The sequence below is a fragment of the Frigidibacter sp. MR17.14 genome, from assembly GCF_037095735.1.
GTDB lineage: Bacteria > Pseudomonadota > Alphaproteobacteria > Rhodobacterales > Rhodobacteraceae > Frigidibacter.
The window spans coordinates 446,662-469,613 of record NZ_JBAWKD010000003.1 but is presented as its reverse complement, the minus strand read 5'-3'; the positions used below and the strand labels follow the sequence as shown (position 1 = coordinate 469,613).

22 protein-coding genes and 1 tRNA gene are annotated in these 22,952 nt (G+C 68.9%); 15 read left to right on the top strand and 8 right to left on the bottom strand.

The window, feature by feature from the left end:
* Positions 1-3,075: hypothetical protein (locus V8J36_RS10950; RefSeq protein WP_336467317.1), on the bottom strand; the 3,075-nt coding region annotated here is incomplete at its 3' end.
* Positions 3,076-3,236: 161 nt separating this feature from the next.
* Between V8J36_RS10950 and V8J36_RS10945 the strand changes: the two genes are divergently transcribed.
* Positions 3,237-3,929, top strand: a complete 693-nt coding sequence (locus V8J36_RS10945) for an SIMPL domain-containing protein (protein ID WP_336467316.1) — start codon at positions 3,237-3,239, stop codon at positions 3,927-3,929.
* 511 nt (positions 3,930-4,440) lie between these two features.
* Here V8J36_RS10945 and V8J36_RS10940 read toward each other — a convergent pair.
* Together V8J36_RS10940 and V8J36_RS10935 are read right to left on the bottom strand one after the other, a co-directional pair.
* On the bottom strand, positions 4,441-5,721 hold the full coding sequence (locus V8J36_RS10940) for an O-acetylhomoserine aminocarboxypropyltransferase/cysteine synthase family protein (RefSeq protein ID WP_336467315.1): 1,281 nt from the start codon (positions 5,719-5,721) through the stop codon (positions 4,441-4,443).
* A 268-nt stretch (positions 5,722-5,989) separates the two neighbouring features.
* A complete protein-coding gene (locus tag V8J36_RS10935; protein WP_336467314.1) occupies positions 5,990-6,610 on the bottom strand; it encodes a YdeI/OmpD-associated family protein in 621 nt (206 codons plus the stop codon).
* Positions 6,611-6,739: 129 nt separating this feature from the next.
* On the opposite strand from V8J36_RS10935, the gene V8J36_RS10930 reads away from it, so the two are divergent.
* The 10 genes from V8J36_RS10930 to V8J36_RS10885 all read left to right on the top strand — a co-directional run bounded on the left by V8J36_RS10930 (position 6,740) and on the right by V8J36_RS10885 (position 11,992).
* Entirely contained in the window at positions 6,740-7,225 is a 486-nt protein-coding gene (locus V8J36_RS10930) for a UPF0262 family protein (RefSeq protein WP_336467313.1), read from the top strand.
* Complete coding sequence (locus V8J36_RS10925; RefSeq protein ID WP_336467564.1) at positions 7,222-7,719, top strand: arsenate-mycothiol transferase ArsC; 498 nt, start codon at positions 7,222-7,224, stop codon at positions 7,717-7,719. The genes V8J36_RS10930 and V8J36_RS10925 overlap by 4 nt, the downstream gene beginning before the upstream one ends.
* Entirely contained in the window at positions 7,719-8,132 is a 414-nt protein-coding gene (locus tag V8J36_RS10920) for a ketosteroid isomerase-related protein (protein ID WP_336467312.1), read from the top strand. The genes V8J36_RS10925 and V8J36_RS10920 overlap by 1 nt, the downstream gene beginning before the upstream one ends.
* Positions 8,129-8,719 (top strand): GNAT family N-acetyltransferase, encoded by a 591-nt coding sequence (locus V8J36_RS10915; protein WP_336467311.1) that lies wholly within the window; start codon positions 8,129-8,131, stop codon positions 8,717-8,719. The genes V8J36_RS10920 and V8J36_RS10915 overlap by 4 nt, the downstream gene beginning before the upstream one ends.
* A gap of 5 nt (positions 8,720-8,724) precedes the next feature.
* Entirely contained in the window at positions 8,725-9,618 is an 894-nt protein-coding gene (locus V8J36_RS10910) for a carbon-nitrogen hydrolase family protein (protein WP_336467563.1), read from the top strand.
* A 71-nt stretch (positions 9,619-9,689) separates the two neighbouring features.
* Positions 9,690-9,908, top strand: a complete 219-nt coding sequence (infA, locus tag V8J36_RS10905) for a translation initiation factor IF-1 (RefSeq protein WP_336462472.1) — start codon at positions 9,690-9,692, stop codon at positions 9,906-9,908.
* Positions 9,909-9,924: 16 nt separating this feature from the next.
* A complete protein-coding gene (locus V8J36_RS10900; RefSeq protein WP_336467310.1) occupies positions 9,925-10,521 on the top strand; it encodes a Maf family protein in 597 nt (198 codons plus the stop codon).
* Positions 10,518-11,561, top strand: coding sequence for a ribonuclease E/G (locus tag V8J36_RS10895; protein ID WP_336467309.1), 1,044 nt, complete (start codon positions 10,518-10,520; stop codon positions 11,559-11,561). Before V8J36_RS10900 ends, V8J36_RS10895 begins: the two co-directional genes overlap by 4 nt.
* Positions 11,562-11,565: 4 nt before the next feature.
* Positions 11,566-11,751: a DNA gyrase inhibitor YacG gene (locus V8J36_RS10890; protein WP_336467308.1), complete on the top strand. Its 186-nt coding sequence runs from the start codon at positions 11,566-11,568 to the stop codon at positions 11,749-11,751.
* Between the two features lie 165 nt (positions 11,752-11,916).
* A tRNA-Phe gene (locus V8J36_RS10885) sits at positions 11,917-11,992 on the top strand.
* A 118-nt stretch (positions 11,993-12,110) separates the two neighbouring features.
* On the opposite strand, the gene V8J36_RS10880 is transcribed toward V8J36_RS10885, so the two are convergent.
* The gene (locus V8J36_RS10880; protein ID WP_336467307.1) at positions 12,111-12,302 is read right to left on the bottom strand and encodes a ribbon-helix-helix domain-containing protein; all 192 of its coding nucleotides are present in this window, start codon (positions 12,300-12,302) and stop codon (positions 12,111-12,113) included.
* Positions 12,303-12,623: 321 nt separating this feature from the next.
* Between V8J36_RS10880 and V8J36_RS10875 the strand changes: the two genes are divergently transcribed.
* The 4 genes from V8J36_RS10875 (at position 12,624) to V8J36_RS10860 (ending at position 17,800) form a co-directional block, all read left to right on the top strand.
* On the top strand, positions 12,624-12,932 hold the full coding sequence (locus V8J36_RS10875; protein ID WP_336467306.1) for a hypothetical protein: 309 nt from the start codon (positions 12,624-12,626) through the stop codon (positions 12,930-12,932).
* Positions 12,933-13,046: 114 nt separating this feature from the next.
* Positions 13,047-13,982 (top strand): GIY-YIG nuclease family protein, encoded by a 936-nt coding sequence (locus tag V8J36_RS10870; RefSeq protein WP_336467305.1) that lies wholly within the window; start codon positions 13,047-13,049, stop codon positions 13,980-13,982.
* Positions 13,983-14,047: 65 nt separating this feature from the next.
* A complete protein-coding gene (locus V8J36_RS10865) occupies positions 14,048-16,252 on the top strand; it encodes an AAA family ATPase (RefSeq protein ID WP_336467304.1) in 2,205 nt (734 codons plus the stop codon).
* A gap of 753 nt (positions 16,253-17,005) precedes the next feature.
* Positions 17,006-17,800 (top strand): LEM-3-like GIY-YIG domain-containing protein, encoded by a 795-nt coding sequence (locus tag V8J36_RS10860; RefSeq protein ID WP_336467303.1) that lies wholly within the window; start codon positions 17,006-17,008, stop codon positions 17,798-17,800.
* Positions 17,801-18,077: 277 nt separating this feature from the next.
* On the opposite strand, the gene V8J36_RS10855 is transcribed toward V8J36_RS10860, so the two are convergent.
* The 4 genes from V8J36_RS10855 to V8J36_RS10840 form a co-directional block, all read right to left on the bottom strand.
* Complete coding sequence (locus V8J36_RS10855; RefSeq protein WP_336467302.1) at positions 18,078-19,856, bottom strand: hypothetical protein; 1,779 nt, start codon at positions 19,854-19,856, stop codon at positions 18,078-18,080.
* Positions 19,853-20,173, bottom strand: coding sequence for a hypothetical protein (locus tag V8J36_RS10850; protein ID WP_336467301.1), 321 nt, complete (start codon positions 20,171-20,173; stop codon positions 19,853-19,855). Before V8J36_RS10850 ends, V8J36_RS10855 begins: the two co-directional genes overlap by 4 nt.
* Positions 20,174-20,339: 166 nt before the next feature.
* Positions 20,340-22,340: a DUF6538 domain-containing protein gene (locus V8J36_RS10845; protein WP_336467300.1), complete on the bottom strand. Its 2,001-nt coding sequence runs from the start codon at positions 22,338-22,340 to the stop codon at positions 20,340-20,342.
* 333 nt (positions 22,341-22,673) lie between these two features.
* Positions 22,674-22,916: a DUF6527 family protein gene (locus V8J36_RS10840; RefSeq protein ID WP_336467562.1), complete on the bottom strand. Its 243-nt coding sequence runs from the start codon at positions 22,914-22,916 to the stop codon at positions 22,674-22,676.
* Positions 22,917-22,952 lie beyond the last annotated feature (36 nt).

The window sequence follows — 22,952 nt, the reverse complement described above, 5'->3', positions numbered from 1 at the left end:
CGCCGGCGCCGCGACCGGGGCCGCGGGCGCCGGCGTCAGGGCGGCGTCGTTCTGGGTCGCGGGCGTCCGGCCCGCCGGTCGCACCGGGGGCGGACTGGCGGCCGGGCCGGTGCTGCGCCCGCCCGGGCCACTGCCATAGACGAGGCCGGTCTGCGGCGCGGGCGGTGTCGCCGGTGCGGCGGCGGCCGGGGGGGCGGCGGGCGCCAGCTGCGGCGGTGTCGCCGCAGCCTGGCTCGTTGGGGCCTGGCTCGTCGGGGCGGCAGATCCTGATGCGGGGGCGGTGGCCGCGGCCTGGGTGCCGGGGCGGGCCGGGGGCACGACAGCGGGACGGCCCGAGCGGACCACGGCGCCGTTCGGCGTCAGCGCGCCCTCGGGGGTCGCCACAACCATGCCGTCGGGGCCGAAGTTGAACTGGGTGCCATAGGGCAGCGTCGGCTGCGGCGTCGCGGGCGGGGCATCGGCGGCAAGCCCGGCCACGGGTGCGAGCGCGCCGGGCGCCTGCGCCTCGGGCGAGGGATCGGCGCCGCGCGGGGCCATGGCCTCGGTCGCGTCGGGGCCCGCCTGCGCGCCGGCGGTGGTCGCGGCCTCGCGCTGCACTTCGGGCGCGGGGCCCGACGGCGCGGGCTCGGCCGCGGCAGGCGCCTGGGCCGTGCTTTCTGTCGAGGTTTCGGGCACCGCGGCGGTCTGCGGTGCCGCCTCGGGGGCCGGTGTCACCGCAGGCGGTTGCGCCGCGCCCGACGTGTCCGGGCTGCCCTGCGCTGCGCTGGTGGTGTCGTCCAGCGCGGTGTCGGGCGGAATGTCGCCCTCGGTCACCGTGACCTCGTCCGTCGCGGCGCCCTCGGGCGCCACGGTCGCCTGCGCGGTGGTACCCGAGGTCTCGACCGCGGCATCCTCGACCGCGCGGCCGTCGAACAGCATCGAGCCAAGCGCCACCGCCACCATCGCAAGGATCAGTCCCAGCGTCAGCACCAGCCCAAGGCTGCGCGACCGCGTCCGGGGCTGCTTGTCGCGCCCGGCGCGGGCGATGGCCTCGGCGGCGCGGGCGGCGCGCTCGTCGACCTCGGACCCCGGTGCGGGCGCCCCCGGTGCCAGGGGCGGTGCCTCGGCCTTGCCGCGGCTCAGGCGCGGCGCCTTGCGGCGGCCTTCGGCCAGTTCCACCCGCTTGCCGCCCTTCGGCGGGCGCGGCGCGGCATGGCTTTCGCGCGGCTCGGGCGCGACGCCCAGCTTCGGCGCGGTGACAGAGGCGCGCAGCGGCGGCTCGGCCGTGGCCCGGGCCGCGGCAGTATCGGGGGCGGGGACGTTCACGCTGGCGGCGGCATGACCATGCGCGGGCATCCGGATCGCCGGCATCGGCGGCACGTCGTCCAGCCAGCGCGCATCCTCGCGCGGGGCCGCGGCGACGGGGTCCGCGACCGGATCGAAGGGCGGCTCCGCGACAGGGGCATCGACGGGCAGGGGCATCGCTGCGGCACGATCTTCGGGCGCCGCAGGCGCGATCACCTCGGGTTCGAGGACCTCGACGAACCCCGCCTCGACGGACTCTTCGGGCGCGCGGCTGGCGGCCAGCGGGCCGCCGGCGGACCGGCCCGGTGCGCCGGGCGACACCCGCGGCGCGGCGACCGGACCGGCCTCGCGCCGGCGGGCGGCGGGGGCCGCCTGATCCTGACGGGTCATCGCCCCGAAGCCGAGCGCGCGCTTCATCGCGCCGCGCAACGAGGCAGGGGCCTCGGCCGCAGCGGGGCGGGCTTCGCCGGGCACCAGCCGCAACCCGTCGCGGCGCGGCGTGTCGGTGGCCGGCGTTTCGGTGTCTGGCGCGTCGGTGTCCGGTGCGTCGGGCGCCAGTTCCTCGGCCGGCAGCGGTGCCTCGGCCTCGAGCGTGGCGGCGATGCGGGCGGGGTCGATGGCGTCGTCGCCAGCGGTGGGCCGGGCTTCGGGCGCGGTTGTCGCCTCGGGCTCCAGCTCGGCGGGAACCGGCGCCTCCGCGTCATCGGAAAGCTCGGGGGGAAGCGGTTCGGCCGCGGCTTCGTCCATGGGGTCGACCGGTCCGGCGGACGCGGCGGTCTCGGGCGCGACCTCGGTCCGGGGCTCTGCGGCCGCCTCGGGCGCGATGTCGACCTCGGCGTCCAGCGTAGCGACGGCCTCGGCGGCGGTTTCGTCCAGCGCGACCTCGTCGATCGAGGCGACCTGTGCCGCAGGCTCAGGCGCGGCCCAGTCGTCCCGCGGCTCGCGATCATTGGGCAGCGTGTCTTCCGCGGCCACGGCGTCATCGACGCCGGCCGTTTCGTCGTCGGCGGGGGCGGTCGTGCCCAGCGGCTCCGGCTCTGCCAGCGGCTCAGGCTCCGGCGCGACCGCGGTTTCGGTCGGGACGCCGGGCTCCGTGCCCTCGTCGGTCCCCTCGGCGTAAGCCTCTTCGACAGGCTCGCCCGCAGGCTCATCGGCGGCACCCTGCAAGGGCGCGAGCACTGCCTCGGCCGGGTCGGGATCGGCCTCGAGGATCGGCTCGACCAGCGGCATCGCCTCCAGATCGACGATGCCGACCACCCGCACCGGGTCCTGATCGCGCACCAGCCGCTCGCCCTCGGGGATCCAGCGCCGGGCCGAGGCGCTTTGCCCGAACCACGGCTCGCCCGCGAACTGGCCGTTCTCGGGCAGGGCCACGAACGAGACCGGGTTGAAACCGTTGGCCTCGGCGAAGGCCTCGGCCTCGTCCAGCGTCTCGCGCGCGACGACGGCGACCTTCACCTGCGTGCCGGTGCCCGACCAGTCGTAGACCAGCGTGTCGACCGGGTAGGGGGTGCGGCCTTCCAGCGCGCGGGCGATCTGCCGGCGACGGGTGGCGGCATCGGGGCCCGGCGCATCGACGGACAGGTAGAGGATCTGCGTCGAGGGCAGGATCAGCTTGCTGGCGACGGCGCCGGGACGGCGGCGATGGGCGGCGGCCGACAGATCCTGGATCGCGCCTTCGGCGTCCTCCTGGTCGAAGCCGACCTCGCCGATGGCAAGCCAGCCCCCGGCATCCCGTTCCAGCAGAACGATTCCTTCGGGGGCGAGGCTGAGGGCAAAGGCTGGTTTCATTCGGTCGGCTCTACCATGTGGAAAAGCCCGCGCGAAGGCGGGCATGGAAGGTCGTTCCGTCCTACAGCAGCTTTTCGCGCAAGGGAAGGAAAACGCCCCCGACGGAGCTTCCCCCCCGCCGCGTTCCACGCCACCTATGACCGGAACCGAAGGAGGAACGCATGCCTGCAATCAAAGGGATATCGGCGGCGCTGCTGGCGCTTGCGCTGGCCGGACCGGCGCTGGCCGAGGAACACATCACCGTGACCGGCGAAGGCTCGGTCGCGGCGCGCCCCGACATGGCGACGATCACGCTGGGCGTGGTGAGCGAGGGCGCAACGGCGGCCGAGGCGATGGCCGCGAATTCCGACGCGGTGGCGAAGGTGATGGCGGCGCTGAGCGGCGCGGGAATCGCGGAAGCGGACCTGCAGACCTCGTCGCTGAACGTGAACCCGGTCTACGAGGACCGCACCCCGCAGGTGCCCGACGACGCGCCGACGCTGCGCGCCTTCCAGGCCCAGAACATGCTGACGGTGCGGGTGCGGGCGCTCGACAGCCTCGGGGCGGTGCTCGATGGAGCGGTCTCGGCCGGGTCGAACCAGATCTACGGGCTGGGCTTCGGGCTGGCCGAGACGCAGCCGAAGCTCGATGAGGCGCGCCGCGCCGCGGTGGCCGATGCCCGGCGCAAGGCCGAGCTTTATGCCGAGGCCGCCGGGGTGAAGATCACCGGCGTCGAGTCGATCGCCGAGGATGGCGGCTATGCCCGCCCGATGGAGATGCGCACCGCGAGCTTCGCCAAGGACGTGCCGGTGGCCGAGGGTGAGCTGGACATGACTGCGCGGGTGACGGTGGTCTTCGACTTCGCCGCGCAGTGATGCCTGCGGCGTGACTGTCGCCGGGGGCCACCGCGGCGGCCCCTGCCACGCCCAGTGCCACGGGCGCCGTGGCCGATGCGCCGGCTCTGGCGGCAAGGTCACGGCGCACAGAGCCCGATCCGGGATCTGGGCCCGGGTGTCTGTCCGCCGAGATGCCGGGCCGAGGCGCGTCGGTGCCGGCGACCTTGAGGAAGGCGCGGGCTCGCTGACCGCAACGATCGCGACGCTGGACCGGTGGCCGGGCGCAGGGCCCCGCGCCGCCGCATGGACAATGCGGGCAGCGCTCGTGCTGCTTGCCGCCTGCGTCCGGCCGCGACGGTCCAGACCGGCGGGCACCCGGCTTCGGCCCGCCTGCCGGGGTGCCCGCCGGGGTTCGCGCCGCCTGCGCCACCGCCAGCCGCCGCGACGCACAGCCGCGCGGCGGTCGCGATGCCGGCGGCCCTCGTTCCCTGCGGTCCGGTGCCGCCTCGGCGGCGTCACGCACCCGGCCCGACGCCTTCGCGGCCGCGCCTCAGCCGCAGGCGGTGGCCAGCGCCTGATCGAGATCGGCGATCAGGTCGGCCGGGTCCTCGATCCCGATCGACAGGCGCACCACGCCGGGGCCGGCGCCGGCCTTCTCCTGCTGCTCGGGCGTCAGCTGGCGATGCGTGGTCGAGGCGGAATGGATCACGAGGCTGCGGGTGTCGCCAAGGTTCGCGACATGGCTGAAGAGCTTCAGCGCATCGACGAACTTCACGCAGGGATCGTAGCCGCCCTTCACCGCGAAGGTGAACAGCGCCCCGGCACCCTTCGGACAGAGCCGTTCCGCCCGCTCGTGCCAGGGCGAGGACGGAAGCCCCGCATAGGTGACATAGTCCACCCGCGGATCGCGCTCGAGCCAGTCGGCCACCGCGCGGGCGTTGGCGACGTGCTTCTCCATGCGAAGGCTCAGCGTCTCGATCCCCATCAGCGTGTAATGCGCGCCCTGCGGGTTCATCGTCATGCCCAGATCGCGCAGGCCCACGGCGATCGAGTGGAAGGTGAAGGCCATCGGCCCCAGCGCCTCGTGGAACTTCAGCCCGTGATAGGCGGGCTCGGGCGCGCTGAGCGAGGGGAACTTGTCCGAGGCGGACCAGTCGAACTTGCCCGAATCGACGATCACCCCGCCGGTGACGGTGCCGTTGCCGGTCAGGTACTTGGTGGTCGAATGCACCACCAGCGTCGCGCCATGCTCGATCGGGCGGCAGAGATAGGGCGAGGCCAGCGTGTTGTCGACGATCAGCGGCACGCCGGCGGCATCGGCGATCCTCGCCACCTCCGGCAGGTCGGTGACATAGCCGCCCGGGTTCGAGATCGACTCGCAGAACACCGCCCGGGTGTTGCCGTCGATCGCGGCCTCGAGCGCGGCGGTGTCGTCGAAATCGACGAACTTCGCCGACCAGCCGAAGCGGCGGATCGTCTGGCTGAACTGGGTGATCGTGCCGCCGTAAAGCCGGGTCGAGGCGACGATGTTCAACCCCGGGCCCATCAGCGGGAACAGCGCCATGATCTGCGCGGCATGCCCCGAGGACACGCAGACCGCGCCTGCGCCGCCTTCCAGCGCCGCGATCCGGTTCGCCAGCGCCGAGACGGTGGGGTTGGTCAGCCGCGAATAGATGTAGCCGACCTCGCGCAGGTCGAAGAGCGCCGCCGCATGGTCGGCATCGCGGAAGACGTAGGCGGTGGTCTGGTAGATCGGCACCTGCCGCGCGCCGGTGGCCGGATCGGGGGCGGTGCCCGCGTGGATCTGCAGCGTGTCGAAGCCCTGGGTCATCTGTCTCTCCCTCTGGCGCCCCTCCGCGGGCGCCTTTCCCGGGCGGCAGGCTAGGCGAGAGCGCCGCGCCCGGCAATCGCGCTTCGGGCGAGCGTTCGGCCGCGACTGCAGGGCAGGCGCGGGGCCGCGTTCCACGCGCGGCGGCCGCTGCGTACTGGGCGCGTGGGCGCTCACAGCGCCGCGCGGGCCGCAGGGGGGGCAAGCCGCCCGTCATCCCGGAAGGACGCCGCAGGCGAAGGACTGGCGACCCCACGCCACGGGCCCGGCTTCAGCGTTCCATCGCACCCTTTCCGGCAAGGATCCTCGCCCGGAACCCCTCGACCCGCCGGACCCGCGTGGCGCTGGCCTTGGCCGAGGCCAGCGCGATCACATAGCTGCGCCGCCGCCCCGGGGTCAGCGCCGCGAAGGCCTCGGCCAGCGCGGGATCGTCGTCGAGGGCGGCGCCCAGCTCTTCGGGCAGGTCGGGCTCGGCGCTGTCACGCGGTGCGCGGCGGCCGGCGGCGGCATGGGCCATCGCCTCGGCCAGATAGGCGCGGATCACCGGGGCCAGCGCCGCCACCTGATCCGCCCCGGTCACGCGCAGCGTGCCGCGCGCCCGGCTGTTCGGCCCCTGCGCGCTCAGCACGCGCTCGGGATCGGCCATCAGCCCCGCTTCGAAGAAGGTGAGCCGCGCATCCTCGCGGAAGGCGCCAAGGATCGCCACGTTGCGCCCGGCATGCACATAGCAGGGGTGGCCCCATTTCACCGTCTCGTCGAGACCCGCCCCAAGGCACAGCGCCCGCAGCGCCGCCAGCGGACCAGCCCAGGCCTGTGTCGCGCAATCGGCCGTGGCGAAGCGCGCGCAGCGCCCGCAGCCCTTGTCGAAATACGCGTCGGCCTCGGTGATCATCGCGAACTTTCCCGGCAGCACAGGGCCCCAGCCTAGCGCAGGGCAGGCCAGGTGCCACCCCTGCCGTTCACCCCTCCCTTGCACTGGGCCCGCGGCTCGGGCATCAAACCGGGGGCGCAGCAGGCGGAGGTGTCGATGACCCGCATCGCAAGGATCGAGATCGACGACGCAGGCCTCGCCGTGCCGAGCCCCGAGATCGAGCAGGAGCGCCGCGTCGCCATCTTCGACCTGCTCGAGGACAATTCCTTCCAGCTGCCCGGCCGCCCCGGTCAGCCCGCGCCGTCGGGGCCCTTCGCGCTGCTACTGGCGATGCGGCAGGGGCGGCTGGTCTTCGACACCACCACCGAGAGCGGCGAGAAGCTGGCAGAGTTCCAACTGGCGATGGGCCCGTTCAGGCAGGCGGTGAAGGATTACCACCAGATCTGCGCCAGCTATTTCGACGCGGTGAAGACCCTGCAGCCCGCGCAGATCGAGGCCATCGACATGGCCCGCCGCGGCATCCACAACGAGGGCGCGCGCATCCTGCAAGAGCGGCTCGAGGGCAAGGCGGAACTGGATATCGACACCGCCCGGCGCCTGTTCACCCTGATCTGCGTGCTGAACGCGGGGGGCTGACCTTGGAGGGACAGCGCCCCCATTCGGTGCTTTTCTGCTGCGATTACAACGCAGTCCGCTCGCCAATGGCCGAAGCGATGATGAAGGCGCTCTATGGGCGCGAAATCTATGTGCAATCCGTCGGCGTCAAGAACGAGCTTGAGGTCGACGGTTTCGCGGTCGCGGTCTGCGACGAGATCGGCGTGAAGCTGGACCGTCACCGCGCCCGCAGCTTCGACGAGATGGAGGAGTGGGGCGACGACCTGTCGAGCTTCGATCTGGTGGTCGCGCTCTCGCCCGCCAGCCAGCGCCGGGCGCTGGAACTGACGCGCTTCTATCATCTCGATGTCGAGTACTGGCCCGTGCTCGACCCCACCGGGCTTGGCGAGGGGCGCGAGGCGAAGCTCTCGGCCTATCGCCAGACCCGTGACCAGATCCGCGAGCGGCTGATCGACCGGTTCGGTCCGCCCGCACCCCATACGGACGACACGTCCACCGTGAAGGAGACCGAGTGATGCAGACCGATGCCAAGGCGGTGATCGCCGCCTATTACGCCGCCTTCAATGCCGGGAATGCCGAGGGCATGCTGGCGCTGCTCGACGACAGCGTCGAGCATCACGTCAACGAGGGCGGCGTGCGCAAGGGCAAGGGCCTGTTCACCGAGTTCTGCGGCCACATGGGCGTCAGCTACCGCGAGACGCTGACCGACATCCAGATCTTCTCGAACGCCGAGGGCACCCGCGCCGCGGCCGAGTTCATCGTGAACGGCGAATACCTGAAGACCGACCCGGGCCTGCCCGAGGCGCGGGGCCAGAAATACATCCTGCCCGCCGGCACCTTCTTCGCCCTGACCGATGGCAAGATCACCCGGGTCACCACCTACTACAACCTTTCGGACTGGGTGCGTCAGGTCTCGGAGGCGGCGTGAGCGTTCAGACGCGGGTCCTGACCGGCGCGGCGCTCGATGCCGCGCTGGACGACGTGGCGCGGCTGCGCATCGCGGTGTTCCGCGACTGGCCCTATCTCTATGACGGCGACCTCGACTACGAGCGGCGGTATCTTCAAAGCTATCGCGACTCGTCCGGCGCCGTGGTCGTGGGCGCCTTCGACGGGCCGCGGCTGGTCGGCGCCTCGACCGGGGCGCCGATGGAGGATCACGCCGCCGAATTCGCGGCGCCCTTCGCCGCGACCGGCCTTGCGCTGTCCGACATCTTCTACTGCGCCGAGTCGGTGCTGCTGGCGGACTACCGCGGGCAGGGGCTTGGCCATGCCTTCTTCGATGCGCGCGAATCCCATGCCCGCGGCCTCGGTCGCCGCTATTCGGCCTTCTGCGGCGTGCAGCGTCCCGCGGACCACCCGCTGCGCCCCGCCGCCTATCGCCCGCTCGACGCCTTCTGGCGCGCGCGCGGCTACGAGAAGCTGGACGGCGTGATCGCCGAATTCTCGTGGAAGGACCTCGGCGAACCTGTCGAGACCCGCAAACCCCTGCAATTCTGGATCCGGGAACTGGCATGACCAAGATCCGTGTCGCCGCGGCCGCCTATCCTCTGGATTTCTTCGAGGGATGGCAGACTTACGAGACGAAGCTCACTGAATGGGTGAAGGCGGCCGTCGAGGGCGGCGCGCAGATCCTCGTGTTCCCGGAATATGGCGCGATGGAACTCGCGAGCCTTGGCGGCGCGGAGGTCGCGGGCGATCTGCAGGGCTCGCTCCGCGAGGTCGCCCGCCACGCCGAACGCCACTGGGCTCTGACCGAACGGCTGGCACGCGCGCATGGCGTGACGATCCTCGCCGCCTCGATCCCGCATGAGAAGACGCCCGGCGCAACGCCGGTGAATCGCGCGGTGCTTTTCGGCCCGGACGGCCGGATCGGTCATCAGGACAAGGTGATGATGACCCGCTTCGAGCGCGAGCAGTGGATCGTCGTGCCCGGCGAGTCGCTGACGCTGTTCGACACCGCGCTGGGCCGGATCGGTGTCTGTATCTGCTATGACAGCGAATTCCCGCTGCTCGCGCGCGCGCTTTGCGAGGCGGGGGCAGAGATCCTGCTGGTCCCGTCCTGCACCGACACCCATGCCGGCTTCACCCGCGTCCGGGTCGGCGCGATGGCGCGGGCGCTGGAAAACCAGTGCGTTGCGGTGCATGCCCCGACCGTGGGCCTTGCCGCGTGGTGCCCGGCGGTGGACGAGAACTGGGGCCGCGCCGCGGTCTACGGGCCCGCCGACCGCGGCTGGCCCGAGACCGGGATCCTGGCCGAGACCGCGATGAACGCCCCCGGCTGGTGCTTCGCCGACATCTCGCTGGACCTCGTGCGCCAAAGCCGCGAGGATGGCGGGGTGAAGCCCTTCGCGCACTGGCCCGAACAGGCCTTGCCGGCCGCGCATGTCACAATTGCCGTTACGGGAACTCAATAGCTCTTGAAATGTTGCCCACGTGAGCGCATTTAGGCGGCGCCCCTCGAAGGGGCGACTGCAACGGAGTGACCATGGCCAAGGAAGAACTGCTCGAATTCCCCGGCGTCGTGAAGGAACTCCTGCCCAATGCGACGTTCAGGGTCGAGCTGGAAAACGGCCATGAGATCATCGCGCATACGGCAGGGAAGATGCGGAAGAACCGCATCCGTGTTCTCGCAGGCGACCGGGTTCAGGTCGAAATGACCCCCTATGACCTCAGCAAGGGTCGGATCAATTACCGCTTCCGCTGAGTCGCAAGTCGACACATTGGGCGCCCCTTCCGGGGGACGCCTGATCCTCGGCTCCGCGAGCCCCCGCCGGAAAGAGCTTCTGGCGCAGCTCGGGATCGTGCCCGATCTCATCTCTCCCCCCGACACCGACGAGACGCCCCTGAAGGGCGAGCTTCCGCGCGACTACTGCGCGCGCGTCGCGCGCGAGAAGGCGCAGGCGGTCGTGGCCGGGCCGGATGACATCGTGCTGTGCGCCGATACCACCGTCGCCCTCGGCCGGCGCATCCTCGGCAAGCCCGAGGACGCGGGCCAGGCCGCCGAATTCCTCTATCTGATGTCCGGGCGCCGGCACCGGGTGCTGACGGCCGTCGCCGTCCGCCGGGGCGCGCGGATCTGGGAACGTCTCGTCGAGACGCAGGTGAAGATGAAGACCCTCTCGGACCAGGAAGTGAACGCCTATCTCGCCTCTGGCGACTGGCGCGGCAAGGCGGGTGCCTATGGCATCCAGGGCCTCGCAGGCGCCTTCCTGCCCTGGATCCAGGGCAGCTATTCCGCGGTCATGGGCCTGCCCGTGGCCGAAACCGCCACGCTCTTGACCACCGCCGGCTGGCCCGTCTTCGGAGAGCGGCCATGAAGGGCCGCGTCGTCGTCCTGGGCGAGATCGCCGGCCGCGAGGCCGCGGCGCTGATGCTCGACGGGGTGCTCGAGGACCTGATCCTCGATCCCGGCGAAGAGGCCGGCCCGCTGCCGGGCGCCATCTACCGCGGCGTCGCCGACCGGCCCATGAAGGGGCAGGGTGGCGTCTTCGTGCGCTTGGGCGACGGCCAGATGGGCTTCCTGCGCGAGGCGGGCGGCATCGCCCCCGGCCAGCGCCTGATCGTGCAGATCGCGGGCCAGGCCGAGCCGCACAAGGCGCCCCCCGTGAGCCTGCGCACCCTCTTCAAGGGCCGCCTTTCGATCGTCACGCCGATGGCGCCGGGGATCAACGTCTCGCGCCGGATCCGCGAGACCGCGATCCGCGACGGGCTGACCGCTTTGGCCGAAGAGGCGATGGCGGGCTGCGACTACGGCCTGATCCTGCGTTCTGCCGCGGCAGAGGCCGGCGATGACGAGGTCGCGGCCGAGATCGCCGAGCTGCGCGGTCTGGCCGAGGCGGTGATGTCCGATCTCGATGGCGCGCCCGAGCTGCTGGTCGACGCGGCAGGCCCGCAGGAGACCGCCTGGCGCGAATGGTCCGATCCCGAGCCCGACGAGGTCATCGACCGTCCCGGGGCCTTCGAGGGCGAGGGCGTGCTCGACGCGATCGACGCGCTGACGGTGCCCGAGGTGGCGCTGCCCGCCGGCGGCTCGCTGGTGATCGAACCCACGCGGGCGCTGGTCGCGGTCGATGTGAACACCGGCGCGGACACCAGCCTTGCGGCCGGTCTGAAGGCCAACATCGCCGCCGCGCGCGAGCTGCCGCGGCAGCTGCGGCTGCGCGGGCTGGGCGGGCAGGTGGTGATCGACTTCGCGCCGATGCCGAAGAAGGACCGCGCGGCGCTCGACCAGCAGCTGCGCGCGGCCTTCCGCGGCGAGGCGGCCGAGACGAGCCTTGCCGGCTGGACGCCGCTTGGGAACTACGAGCTGAGCCGCAAGCGCGACCGGCTGCCCCTGGCGGATCTGCTGAAGGAGTGAGCCGATGAGCTGCCCGATCTGCGGCAAGGACACCGAGGCGAAATACCGCCCCTTCTGCTCGAAGCGCTGTGCCGACATCGACCTTGGCCGCTGGCTGACCGGCAGCTACGTGATCCCCGGCGACGCGGTCGAGGACGAGGAGTCGCCGCGGCCCGGTGACGGCCCCGGGCGGCCCGAGAACCTGCACTGACGGGGCGGAAATCGGGCGGAGACCGGGCCGGGGCAGGGTTCCGCAAGGAGAGGTTCCGGGAATGCAGATTTTCTGCCCGGACCCTCTGGACAGCCCCCGCGGAACTGACTAAACCCGCGCCACCAACCACGGGCCAGCGCCCGTGACCACCGGAAGCGGTCCGGTGCCCAGATAGCTCAGTTGGTAGAGCAGCGGATTGAAAATCCGCGTGTCGCTGGTTCGATTCCGGCTCTGGGCACCACTCATAACCCACTGATATACTTAGATATTTTGTTCTATCAGGCCGCCCGTGTTTTCATGTGGTTTTGCCTTGGGGACACGCTGGGGACACCGAGCGCCCCCGATGCGCTCGGCTTGGCTCACTGAGTGCCGATGACGGTGCCGGGCGGGTTCCGCTCCAACCAGTCAGCCACGGCGCGCCTGACGACCTCGGGCCGAGAGGGGAGGTCTTCCTGCTGCCGGCGTATGGCGTCGATCTTCTCGAGCGTGGCGCGGTCGAAGCGGACTGTAACGCCTTCGGTGTCCACCGGAGGTCTGCCCATTCTGGCCATGTCGAATCTCCCTAAAGACACTTGTTGACTTCACAAAGTCATGTAGTATCTTTGTTCGAGACAGGCAAGGACTCTCACCTCCTCACCTGTCTCTGACCACGCCATCTCGATAGGAGAGACAACATGGCTGATTTCCTGCCTAGCACGCCGCCGCGCGTGTCTGAACCGGATTCCCCGCACACCGCCGCTGCCGGAGCCTTCCTGTAGTTCCTGAGCTCGCTCGCCTATGCGGTCGATGCCGAGCGCGACATCGAAGACCTGTCGCGCGGCGACATCGCCTATGACCACTGGCTGCGCGAGTCCGAGCTCGCCTGGGAGCGGGTGTCGTCCGAGGCGCGCGAAGTGCATGACACGCGGGCACTGGCTGCCTCGGATCGGCAGCTGCAGAACATGGCGCTGCTGGTTCGCCACGCGCTCGGCTCCGAGTCCCGCGACGAGTTCGAGGCGATCCGGGCCATGGTCGATGCTGACCCGGCATCCTACGTCGCCTCCGCTGCCGATCCGGCAGGGCGGGCGGCAAGCGGCATGATCCGCAGCGCGCTGCGTCACCTCGACGCCATCGGCCGGATGGAGATGATCGAAGGCGGCCACGACCCGCTGGCCGGCGACTGCGCCAACTGGGCCGCATAACACCGGCCATTCGGTCGGGTCGTCCGATCCACCTTCTGCTTCCAGACCTCTGAACCTTCCTGCGGGCCCGTGCCCGCGGGCCGGTGACAGTCACCTTAAATCCAGGAGCGCGCCATGCCGCAGCCTGTCGTTCACTCGCCCCGGCGAGCCTCTTCCGCCATCCTTTCGACCGCGCCCGTGCCGGGCAGGATCGCCCCGCAATGGCACGCTGCCGCCGCAGCGAAGGGCTTTGAAATCAAGGCCCGCGTCCACGACCGCTACCACCTCGCCCTCGAATGCCGCAGCTGCGGCGGCGTCACCGTCCAGCGCATCTTCACGTTGATGTCGGCGCAGCCGCTCTGCCACGCCTGCCTCGAGCGGCGCTGGCAGGAAGACGCGGAAGCGGCCGGCGTCACTTGGCTCGGGCGCGATCCCGACCATCGGCACTACGGTCGCTACCGGCTGGCCTGCGGGCACGAAACCCGCCGCCAGGTGACGCTGATCCAGCACGTGGCGCGCGGCGAGACCGGCCTGCGCTGCAGCATTTGCCTGCGCGACCATCATGCCGGGATGGCGCAGGCCGCGGGATGGGAACTGGTGGGTCCCGCGCCGAGCGGGCGCACGGCCTACCGGCTTTACAGGCATGGCTGCGGCCATGAGCAGGAGGTCGCGATCGGCAACATGCGCACCCGCCGCGTGGGCTGTGGCAGCTGCGATCCCGGATGGCTCGCGGCACCGAGCCACATCTATGCCTTCCGGCTGTCCGGGCCTACGGGCGAGCGGTGGGTGAAGCTGGGCATGTCGCGCGATCCGGACTCGCGGGGCCGCTACCAGTTCGGCTTGAGCGAGGGCCTCGACTGCGAGCTTCTGCGGGCCGTGCCCATGCCGTCCGGGCAGCTGGCGCTCCGCGCCGAGAAAGCCCTGCACCGGGACCTCGAGGCCAGATTCCCGGATGCAGTTATCCCCCGAGCCGAGCTTGCGCCCTGGATCAACGTCGTGACCGAAGTCTATGCCGGCCATCTCGAGGCCGAGATCCTGCGCTGCCTCGACGAGCTCGCCGCCGCGACCTGACCGCCCCCTTCGAACCCTTTCTTCCAGAGACTCCTCCGGTGCGCGCCGGAGCAAAGGAGTGTGCCATGACACCGACCCCCATCCGTCCCGACTGGGACGCCCTGGCGGGTGCGATCCTGCACCGCCTGCGCTGCGACGTTGCCCGCAAGTCGCCCGATCCCGACCGCGCCCTCGGCCTCGCCGAGGCCTTCCCGGACGCTGCGACGGGCCCGCTGAACCTGCTGGCGGTGGCGCATCTGCCGCCGGACGTCGCAGACGGTATCCGCGCCGAGGGCGGCGATCCGGCGGCGACGCTGGTCACGGGCGAGAGCCGTCCGCCGGTGCATCTCCCCGTGCCCTGGCTCCTGATGGCCGTGAGGCTCGCCGCGAGCTTCGGGAGCGCGGAGCGCCTTGCTTCCGCTTTCAGCCCAAGCGCGGTGACGGCGCTGCGCCTGCCGGAGGTCACGGACGGCGATGCCCTGTCGCTGGTGATCTGGCGGGCCGCCCTCCCGAAAGGGCGCAGCACGAAGGCCCACCCGTCGACGCTGACCCATGGTGCGGATGACATCCTGCTGCTGCGGCCCGAAGGGACGGACGGCCAGCTCGCGCGCAACGCCGCCGCGCGCCTGGCCGAGGCGGTGCGGCTGAGCCTCGCGACCGATCGGCCGATCCTGATCCTGTTGCCCGCGGCGATCCGGCTGCCGGAAAGCCTGCTTCGGCTGCTGCCCGAACCGGTGGACCTTCGGCCGCTCGATGCCGAGATGCTGCGTGCGGCGCTCCGGCGTTCGCACAGTGCGACGGGGCGGATCGACGAGGCCTCCGTCGCAGCAGCGATGCCCGCCTCGGAGGCGCTGGCGAAGCTGCCGTCCGAGGCGATCACCACCGCCTTCCGCGCGCCGACGGCGGCGGCTGCGGTGCGCAAGCTCGCCGCCATCGTGGATGCGACACCGGCGGAGCCGCCCGGCACGAAGATCACCGGCACGGGTGCCGCGGCGGAGGCGGCGCGCCGCATCGCGGCCGATCTCCGGGACTGGCGTGACGGCAAGGTCGCTTGGGACGAGGCCACGCGCTCGATGCTGCTCTCCGGCCCGCCCGGCACCGGGAAGAGCTGGCTCGCACGGTCGGTCGCGGCCGAGGCGGGTGTTCCGCTCGTCGAAGGCAGCTTCGCGGCCTGGCAGGCACTCGGGCATCTCGGCGACATGCTGGGCGGCATGCGCGCGACCTTCGAGACCGCGCGTCGAACGGGTCCCTGCGTGGTCTTCATCGATGAACTCGACGCTGTCGGCAGTCGGTCCGGAAAGGATGATCACGGTGCGACCTATCGCCGTCAGGTCGTCAATGGCTTCCTGCTCGAAATCGACGCCGCGCTGGCGCATGGCGGCATCGTCGTGCTCGGGGCCTGCAACGATCCTTCGGTGATCGATCCGGCGGTGATCCGGGCCGGGCGGATGGATCGCCGCATCGAGATGCCGATGCCCGATGCCGACCGGCTGATGCTGGTCCTGCGACGGCACTTGGGCGACGAAATGCCCGCCCCGGCGCTGCAGGACTTCGCGAAGCGTGCGCTCGGCTGCAGCCTCGCCGACATGGATGCCGCAATCCGCGAGCTTCGGTCGCGCCACCGCAGGGACGGCGAGCCGGTCACGCTCGAGGCGCTGGCGCGGGAGCTCGGGATCGTCGCAAACCCTGCACTCGACTGGCGGGCAGCGGTGCATGAGTGCGGCCATGCCGTCGTGGCCACGGCGCTGGGGCAGAGCACGGTCACGCGGATGGCGATCTACATCGATGGCGGCGAGACGATGCGCCGGGGTGTGCCCGCGGCTGGGACGATCTCGGATTACGACCACGAACTGGCAGTGGTTCTGGCTGGGCGCGCCGCGGAAGCGCTGGTGTTCGGCACGCCCGGAGGCGGTTCCGGCGGCGGGGCGCGCTCCGATCTCGCGGTCGCGACCGTGATCGCGCTGGGGGTTCACTGCCAGCTCGGCCTCGGCTGGTCCGGGTCCGTCTGGAGCCGCGATGCAGGTGAGCTGGTGGCGCGCGAGCCGGGCCTGTTCACCGCCATCCGCAAGCACCTCGAGGCGGCCGAGCGCCAGGCTTCTGCGCTCCTCACCGAGCGCCGGGAACTGCTCGAGGACATGGCGCGGGCGTTGGTGGCCGAGCGTCAGCTGGAGGGCGAGAAGTTGAATCTCTGGCTGCGGCGGGTGCCTCCGGCGCACGCCGGAGCGGCTGCGGTGGACGAGGAAGTCGCGCCGGAGCCTGCCTCCGGCGGAGCGCTGGAGGCAGAAGGGTGAGCGAACTTGTTAGCACCGGGAGGGGTCATCAAATGCGGCACGATAAGTCAGCGCCACATCGGCCCCGACTCCGGGCCCAGACATCAGGGCACGGCAGGTCGGATCGTCCTGCTGTTGATCCGCCGACGGGGCATTGGAAGTGAGAGCCACCTTCATGCCGGGTCGCCATGTAGCCGATCGGCAGACAAGGCTCTTCATGACGCTCCGACAGGACCATTGCGTTGATGTGGCCGCGGCCCAGGCCGAGATCAGCGGAGCCACGGGATACCCGAGCGTGAAGCATCCCGCCCGCCTTCACAGGTGCCCAAGCCCCGAGAAGAGCGCCGGCTAGATGTTCTGATCGGCTTCGCGCACGCTGTGATCACCTTCTGTCGCGGCGACATCTGGATCATGGAAAAAGAGCGAGAACACGCCCGAAATCCTGCGAGCGCGGCGGTCCTGCTCAGGCCTTGCTCTTGCCTCTCATCTCGATCAGCGCGCATTGCCGGGCGATCGACAGCCCCGGATGTCATGGCTCGACCAAGGTCGCCTAGAACGAGGCAGTTTCGCCGCCTCGCCCTTCGCCTCTACCTGCGGGGTAAATGCTAGCCCGGTTTGAAACACTTTAGGGAGGGGTTGAATTACCCGAAGGCCTGATCTCCTGTCGTCGCGCCCGAAGTTACCTTCAGCTGCTGGCTATGTGTGTTAGATTTGTGACTTGCTGATAGTGCGTTCATCCTCGTAAAGTGTCTCCTGTGGGTTTAGGAGGCTGAGGTGGTGGAAAGTTTTAGCGCGGGCGTCAGTGAAAAGCTGCAATATTATGTCTATAGGCTGATCGACCCAAGGAATGGTGAAACGTTTTATGTCGGAAAAGGAAGAGGCAACCGAATTTTTCAGCATTTGAATGCGACGAAGGCTGTCGACGTGACCAGTGGGAGCCCCCTCGAGATTGATGGTGAAGAGGCACCGGACGATGATGCCAGCCTGAAGGTCCGGAGGTTGAATGAAATTCGCAAAGCAAACTTGAACGTCGTCCACATTATTCATCGACACGGTATCGCTGACCAGAAGACAGCTTATGAAGTTGAGGCGGCACTCATTGATGCCTATTCTGGGCTCTCAAATATTTCTGCAGGGCATCACAGTAACGATCGAGGGCCGATGCACGCGCAGGAGATTGAAGATAAATACGCGCTGCCCGAGGTCGTGTTCAGTAATGAGAAGCTCATCTTGATTAACGTTAATTCGTTTGATCACAATTCGCCCCAAGAATTGTTGAATCGTGTGCGATATGCTTGGAGAGTTTCGCGCTCCCGTGCGAGTCATGCTGAATACGTTCTGGCGGTAATTCACGGAATAGTTTGCGGAGCGTTTGTCGCTGAAGAGTGGCTTGCCGCAACGCCGGAAAACTTTCCAGAGTTTGATGAGACAAGCACTCAAAGATCTGGTTTCCGAGGGCACATAGCGCCCGAGGATGTCTGGGATAAATACGTTGGGGCGCGTGGGAAGCGATTGCCGGACGCTGATAAGCTTAAAAGTCAAAATCCAGTAAAATACTTGGGATGCTGACTGGCTTGTGGAAGTTTAGATGCTCCGCCGCATGGAGCAGCAAGAACCCAGAGACTTTTTAGGCGAATTCGCAAGTTGTTCTGTTGAAGCGGGAGCGGTTGCATGCATGGCTTCGAAGGGTGCCTTCGGCGTGCGCCGAAGCGGCGGCGGTAGACGAGCCAATCACGCCGCAGCCCGCCTCAGGAGGAGCGCCGGAGACAAAAATGTAGGGGGACGCGGGCGGCCAGCAGGCGGTGAGCATCATTATGCAAGGCGCTGGCAGGGCGTGATGTGGGCCTCAGTTGAAGCCTGGCGACGGCAGATCTTCTACGGACGGGGCGGCGAAACCGGCCACCTCGAGACAGCGCTCGAGCCGGGCCCGCGCATCCTCGCTCTCCGCTATGATCTCCGTCACGCCGCCCGAGCCAAAGGTCGCGAGAAGTCCCGGCCCGGAGAGTGCCAGTCGACCGCCGGGCGCACCGCGAAGCTGGATATCGTCGCGCTTGAAGGTCGACAGCGCCGCACTGCGCAGCCGGATCAGGAGCTCTGCCCGGCTTCCGGCGGGAGCATGAACCAGGTTTTCAGCTGCGCGATGTCCTGCTGGATCGCGGCGATCGTCGCGGTCTGGCGCGCCTCGACTGCGCGCGATTCCTCGCTGCGGGTCAGGGCCTTGTCCATGAGATCCGCGGCCCTGTGCATCTGGTCGCGGATCGCCGAAAGGTCCGCGATCATCGCGTTCAGCCGGTCGCTGATGCCCGGCGCCTTCTCCATCTCGAGGATCGCCTGCAGCGGGGCGATCAGCGCGGCGAGGCTGCGATTGATCACGAACAGCTCCTTCAGTTCGGGGGAGAGATCGGTGTCGGGCATGCAGGGCTTCCATCTTCTGGCGGAGTGGGGTGAACAAGGGTGCGCCGTCTTGGACGAGGCGCGTGGCGATCAGCGCGGTTTCGATCCGCCGTCGCAGTTCGGCGAGAACGCGACCGAGAACCGCGAGCATCCGCGACCCGGTCGGGGTTCGCCCGGTTGGTGATGCGCCGGGGTGGCGGGGTGGCAGGGAGAGGGGCGGGCCGTTGAGGATGTCGAGCGGGTCGGCAACGCCCACCTCGAAGCCGTAGCGGCGGGCGTTGTCCTCGGCGCGGCGGGCCAGCGCGTGCCGCAATCGATCGGGCGAGCGGGACAGCTCATCCCTGCGTAGATCCTGATGGTCCAGATAGGGCAGGTCTTCGAATGGATGATCGGGGGTGAACCGATCCGAGAACAGGTGGCCCTTGAGGCGGCGGCTGCTGCCATCCGCGAGCCGGAACACGACGCTCTCGTCCGAGACCTGTTCGATGCCAGCCCCGAGCTTTGTGATCGCTGGACCCATCGCGGCGAGGAGTTCCGCGCGGTTGCCGATGGTTGCGGTTCGGTAGAGGGTCCGCGCGTGGCTTGCGATCAGGTCCGTGTCTTCCAGCGCGAGACGCTGGCGGTGCCGACGCGCCTCGGCTTCCGCCTTCAGGCGGGCGTCTGAATGGGCGACCAGGCGACGATGATCCGGCCCGCGCGGATCGGCGAACCCGAACCGCCAGTTCACCGTATCGGTAAAGGCGTCCCAGAGCTTCCGGCTCGCGGCCCCGGGCGGATGGGCGTTGTGCGACATGATCCGCCCGTCCACGCGCTGCACCATGCGCGGCAGCACCAGGTTCACCTCGAGCCGGCCCGTGTGCGTGTGGGTCGTGACATGGGCAGGCGGACGATGCACCCGTGGGATGCCGGCGTAGGCCGCCTCGAGGAACAGGGCGAGGACCCGGCCGATCCGGTCCCGGTATGGGCCTGCGCCACCATTGAACTTCTTCACCGGGATGTCGGTCGCGGCGAAGGACAGCACGGCGAGGCTGTGGCGGCGACGAAACGGCAGGGCGTCGATGAGGGTCCCGACAACCGTCGTCTCTCCGAGCAGAGGCTCGGGGGCAGGATCCCTGATGAGGGTGGTCGACCGACCAGCGACGGTCTTCCGCCACTCGATGGCAGTTTCATAGCGCAAGAGCTGCGCGACGCTGTCGCCGCGATCCTGCACCCGCGACCAACCGATAATCATCGCCCGGCCTCCTCGGCGAGGGCGATCACCTGTGCCTCGAGCTCGACAAGCTGTGGTAGGAGGAGGGCCGCGGCAGGCGTCGCTTCCACCAGCGCGGCGAAACCCTCAATACCCACCTGCAGCCGTGCAATCGCAAGGCCGAGCTCCGGGCCGTGCGCGGCTGCCACGCCTCCGATCGTCTCAGGGCGCTCGATCAGATAGCGCGAGATGCTGAGCCCGAAGCTGCGCGCCGTGGCCTTGATCTCGGCCCACTCCTCGTCCGTGGCGTGGATCTCCCGCCGTGCCAGTGGCGGGCGTCCCGTCTTGCGAAGTGCCATGTTCGTTTCCCTTGCAGGATAAAATCCGGAGGCTTCCGCGCCCAAGGCGAACGCGCCGGGTGCTGAGGAGCCTTGAGGGACAGTCTCGCGCGGGGGCAAGAAAACCGAAAACCAGAGGCGAGGCAGACGTTTCCGCCGGTCGGATAAAACGCGCGGCCGCGCCGGATCAGAAGACCCGGGGCAGCCTGTTCACCGCGTCCTGCAGGTGGCGCAGGGGGCTTTCCGCACCATAGGTCCGGGTGTCCTCGTCCGCGCCCTCGTGGCTGATCAGGTCGTAGCGGACCTTGTCGGGCACGGTTGGATCAAGGGCCAGGTAATCACGGACGTAGTGGCGCATCGAATGCAGACAGAGGTTGCGCGGATTGCCGTCGAGCGCCTTTTCCAGCGCCTTGTCGAACGCGTAGTAGATCCGGTCGCCATATTTCTTCCGACGGTCCTGCTTCGAGTGACCCGCCGGGCGCAACTCAGGGAACAGGTCGTTCGCGCGGCGCTTGGCCTGCTGGACATGGGCTAGGAAGCCGAGCTCGATCAGATGCTCGTGCAGCGGGACCTTCCGCGTCGAGGTGAAGTTCTTCACGCCGCGGTTCGCGTTCTCCTCGATGGCAAGGTAGTGGATGCCATCCTCCACGCGCACGTCCTCTGTCGACAATGCTGCAAGCTCTTCGCGCTCGGCACCCGTGTAGGCCACCAGAAGCGGGATCCAGAACAGACCGTACTTCAGCACCAGATCCCCGGGGGAGTTGCGGTGTCGTTCGGATTTACAGCCTTGCCAGATCGAATGATTGAAGAGTCGTTCGAGCTCCGAAGGGCGAAACGATGCATTCTTATCGCGATTGCGCCGGTCCTCTGGCAGGGTAAGCCTCCGAGGCATGACCTCGCCATCGACGTGCAGCCCCTCTCTGGTCGCGTGCTCCAACATCTGGGCAAGATGAGAAAGGTGGCGGTTAAGCGTTCCCGGCGCGATGCCAACCTGATCCTTCGGCAAGGAGCGCGCCTTCTCCATCAGATCGGCAATTGAGGCGTGGGCGTCCGTCGGACTCTTGCCCCAGGATTTCGGCATCTGCTGGAGGGTGGCGCGGAACTGCATGACGTGGCCCTGCCGCACCGCCCTGACGTCCGAGAGACCGGTGATCTGGATGAAGAGTGCTCCGAAGGACAGATACTGGCGTTGGGTCGCCTCCGAAACGCCGGCGCGGCTCTTCTGGATGACGAGCCGTTCGATGACGGCTGAGATCGACGGATCGAATGAAGGCTCGCTGGCCAGGTTGCGAGGGGCGGGCTCGACGGGCGCCGCGTGCGTCGGCTCATGAGATTGCAGTGCCGATTGCGGAGCAGGATCGCTCGGCATCGCACGGGTGGTCGCGGCGGGCGAAAGCTCGACCGCTACCGGCGCGGGCGGCGGCGCGACGGGTTCCGGCGTAGGCGGCACTGCAACCGGCGAAGCAGCCCGCGACAGCCCGTCCCAAGGTGCCAGTGGTGCGAGGAACGCGTCTCGTTCACTGCGCAGGAAATCCGCCGCAAGATCGGCCGCCAGGTCGTTGGCAATCTCCGGACCCTGATCCTCGGGGATCACCTTCCAGGCGGCAGCGCGACCCTCGATGAAGAGTTTCCGCAGCAGAAGCAGCATCGGGGCAGGGAGGTCATCCTCGCGACCGATCAACTCGTTGAACGCCCGCGCCATCTTGCGGATCCGCGGCTCGCTGCGCACCTCTTGCCCGAGCATGTCGAGGGTAATCTCCAGCTGGTGGATGTCCATTTCGGATCGCCCCTGCTGAATCAGCGCGGCGATGTCCTCGTCTTCCAACTCAGCATTGACGCTGTGCTTGGCGAGCATCTGCCAAGCGGTGGCCATCGCCCAATCGGCCTGAGGATTCGCGCCGCCGTCGGCGAAGATGAGCGAGCGATCAAGGCGCACGCGCGCGATTTCCTCGCTGACGACATGGTTGAGCCACTTGCGGGCATCGGCCGGCGTCAGGGTCTCGCGGCGGATATCTTCGAACATTCGGTCGCTTTCGGCAGTCAATCGCCGGGCGAGTATACGGGCACGAGCAGGGTCCGTCGTCCGCAGAGAGACCTGCAAGACCCCGAAAGATGTGGATTGTGCGGGAAGCCTGCGCCGCCAGTGGAAGAAGTGGCCGCGTCGGATGAGATGTTGGGTTGTGCCCATGATCGGTCTCGCGCGTTGCGCGGGCGACCCTCGGATTTCGCTTCGTCTGTGTGACACCTCTGTGTGACACGCCGAAGCGACATCTGAATTATCGTAGCGATTTCAATTACTTGCGGAAGTTTTGACTCCGGCGGTAGAGGCCGTAGCTCCGATCTCAACTCACTGAAATTGCGACACTTTTGGAGAGCGGCACCTGTTCGGCTCCGCAGTGTGTCAATGTGTGTGCCGTAACCGGTGCCATCTGGCAAGTGGCTGAAGGACCACGAGGGCGAGCACGGGCACGTTCGCACTGAGACCGTTTCCGGCCGCCATCGCAGCTTGTTGGCCTTGCTGTTACTGCGAATGTGAACCGCTGTCCCTGCACCATTCGATGCGCCCTTGGCGTATCCAGAAATGACACCGGCAGTCGTTCGTCTGTCGAACCGAGGGCGAGATGGTCGGGCGCTTCAGCCAGTCTGATATGGCCGTCCACCTGGGCCTATGGTTCTTGCTGAGCGACAACTTGATGGTCTCGCCGCACCCCCCGGGACAGTGAAAGCAGGCCCATTTGTCGACGCCATCGCGCACGATGGTCATCTTCCCCGGCACGATCTGATCCGGCGTCGGGTGTGC

Bases quoted from the DNA above. Each gene is read 5' to 3' on its own strand.
- V8J36_RS10940 (WP_336467315.1), bottom strand. From the start codon at position 5,721: ATGACCCAGGGCTTCGACACGCTGCAGATCCACGCGGGCACCGCCCCC.
- V8J36_RS10850 (WP_336467301.1), bottom strand. From the start codon at position 20,173: ATGGCACTTCGCAAGACGGGACGCCCGCCACTGGCACGGCGGGAGATC.
- V8J36_RS10880 (WP_336467307.1), bottom strand. From the start codon at position 12,302: ATGGCCAGAATGGGCAGACCTCCGGTGGACACCGAAGGCGTTACAGTC.
- V8J36_RS10865 (WP_336467304.1), top strand. From the start codon at position 14,048: ATGACACCGACCCCCATCCGTCCCGACTGGGACGCCCTGGCGGGTGCG.
- V8J36_RS10840 (WP_336467562.1), bottom strand. From the start codon at position 22,916: ATGACCATCGTGCGCGATGGCGTCGACAAATGGGCCTGCTTTCACTGT.
- V8J36_RS10890 (WP_336467308.1), top strand. From the start codon at position 11,566: ATGAGCTGCCCGATCTGCGGCAAGGACACCGAGGCGAAATACCGCCCC.
- V8J36_RS10945 (WP_336467316.1), top strand. From the start codon at position 3,237: ATGCCTGCAATCAAAGGGATATCGGCGGCGCTGCTGGCGCTTGCGCTG.
- infA (WP_336462472.1), top strand. From the start codon at position 9,690: ATGGCCAAGGAAGAACTGCTCGAATTCCCCGGCGTCGTGAAGGAACTC.
- V8J36_RS10870 (WP_336467305.1), top strand. From the start codon at position 13,047: ATGCCGCAGCCTGTCGTTCACTCGCCCCGGCGAGCCTCTTCCGCCATC.
- V8J36_RS10895 (WP_336467309.1), top strand. From the start codon at position 10,518: ATGAAGGGCCGCGTCGTCGTCCTGGGCGAGATCGCCGGCCGCGAGGCC.
- V8J36_RS10855 (WP_336467302.1), bottom strand. From the start codon at position 19,856: ATGATTATCGGTTGGTCGCGGGTGCAGGATCGCGGCGACAGCGTCGCG.
- V8J36_RS10935 (WP_336467314.1), bottom strand. From the start codon at position 6,610: ATGATCACCGAGGCCGACGCGTATTTCGACAAGGGCTGCGGGCGCTGC.
- V8J36_RS10845 (WP_336467300.1), bottom strand. From the start codon at position 22,340: ATGGGCACAACCCAACATCTCATCCGACGCGGCCACTTCTTCCACTGG.
- V8J36_RS10920 (WP_336467312.1), top strand. From the start codon at position 7,719: ATGCAGACCGATGCCAAGGCGGTGATCGCCGCCTATTACGCCGCCTTC.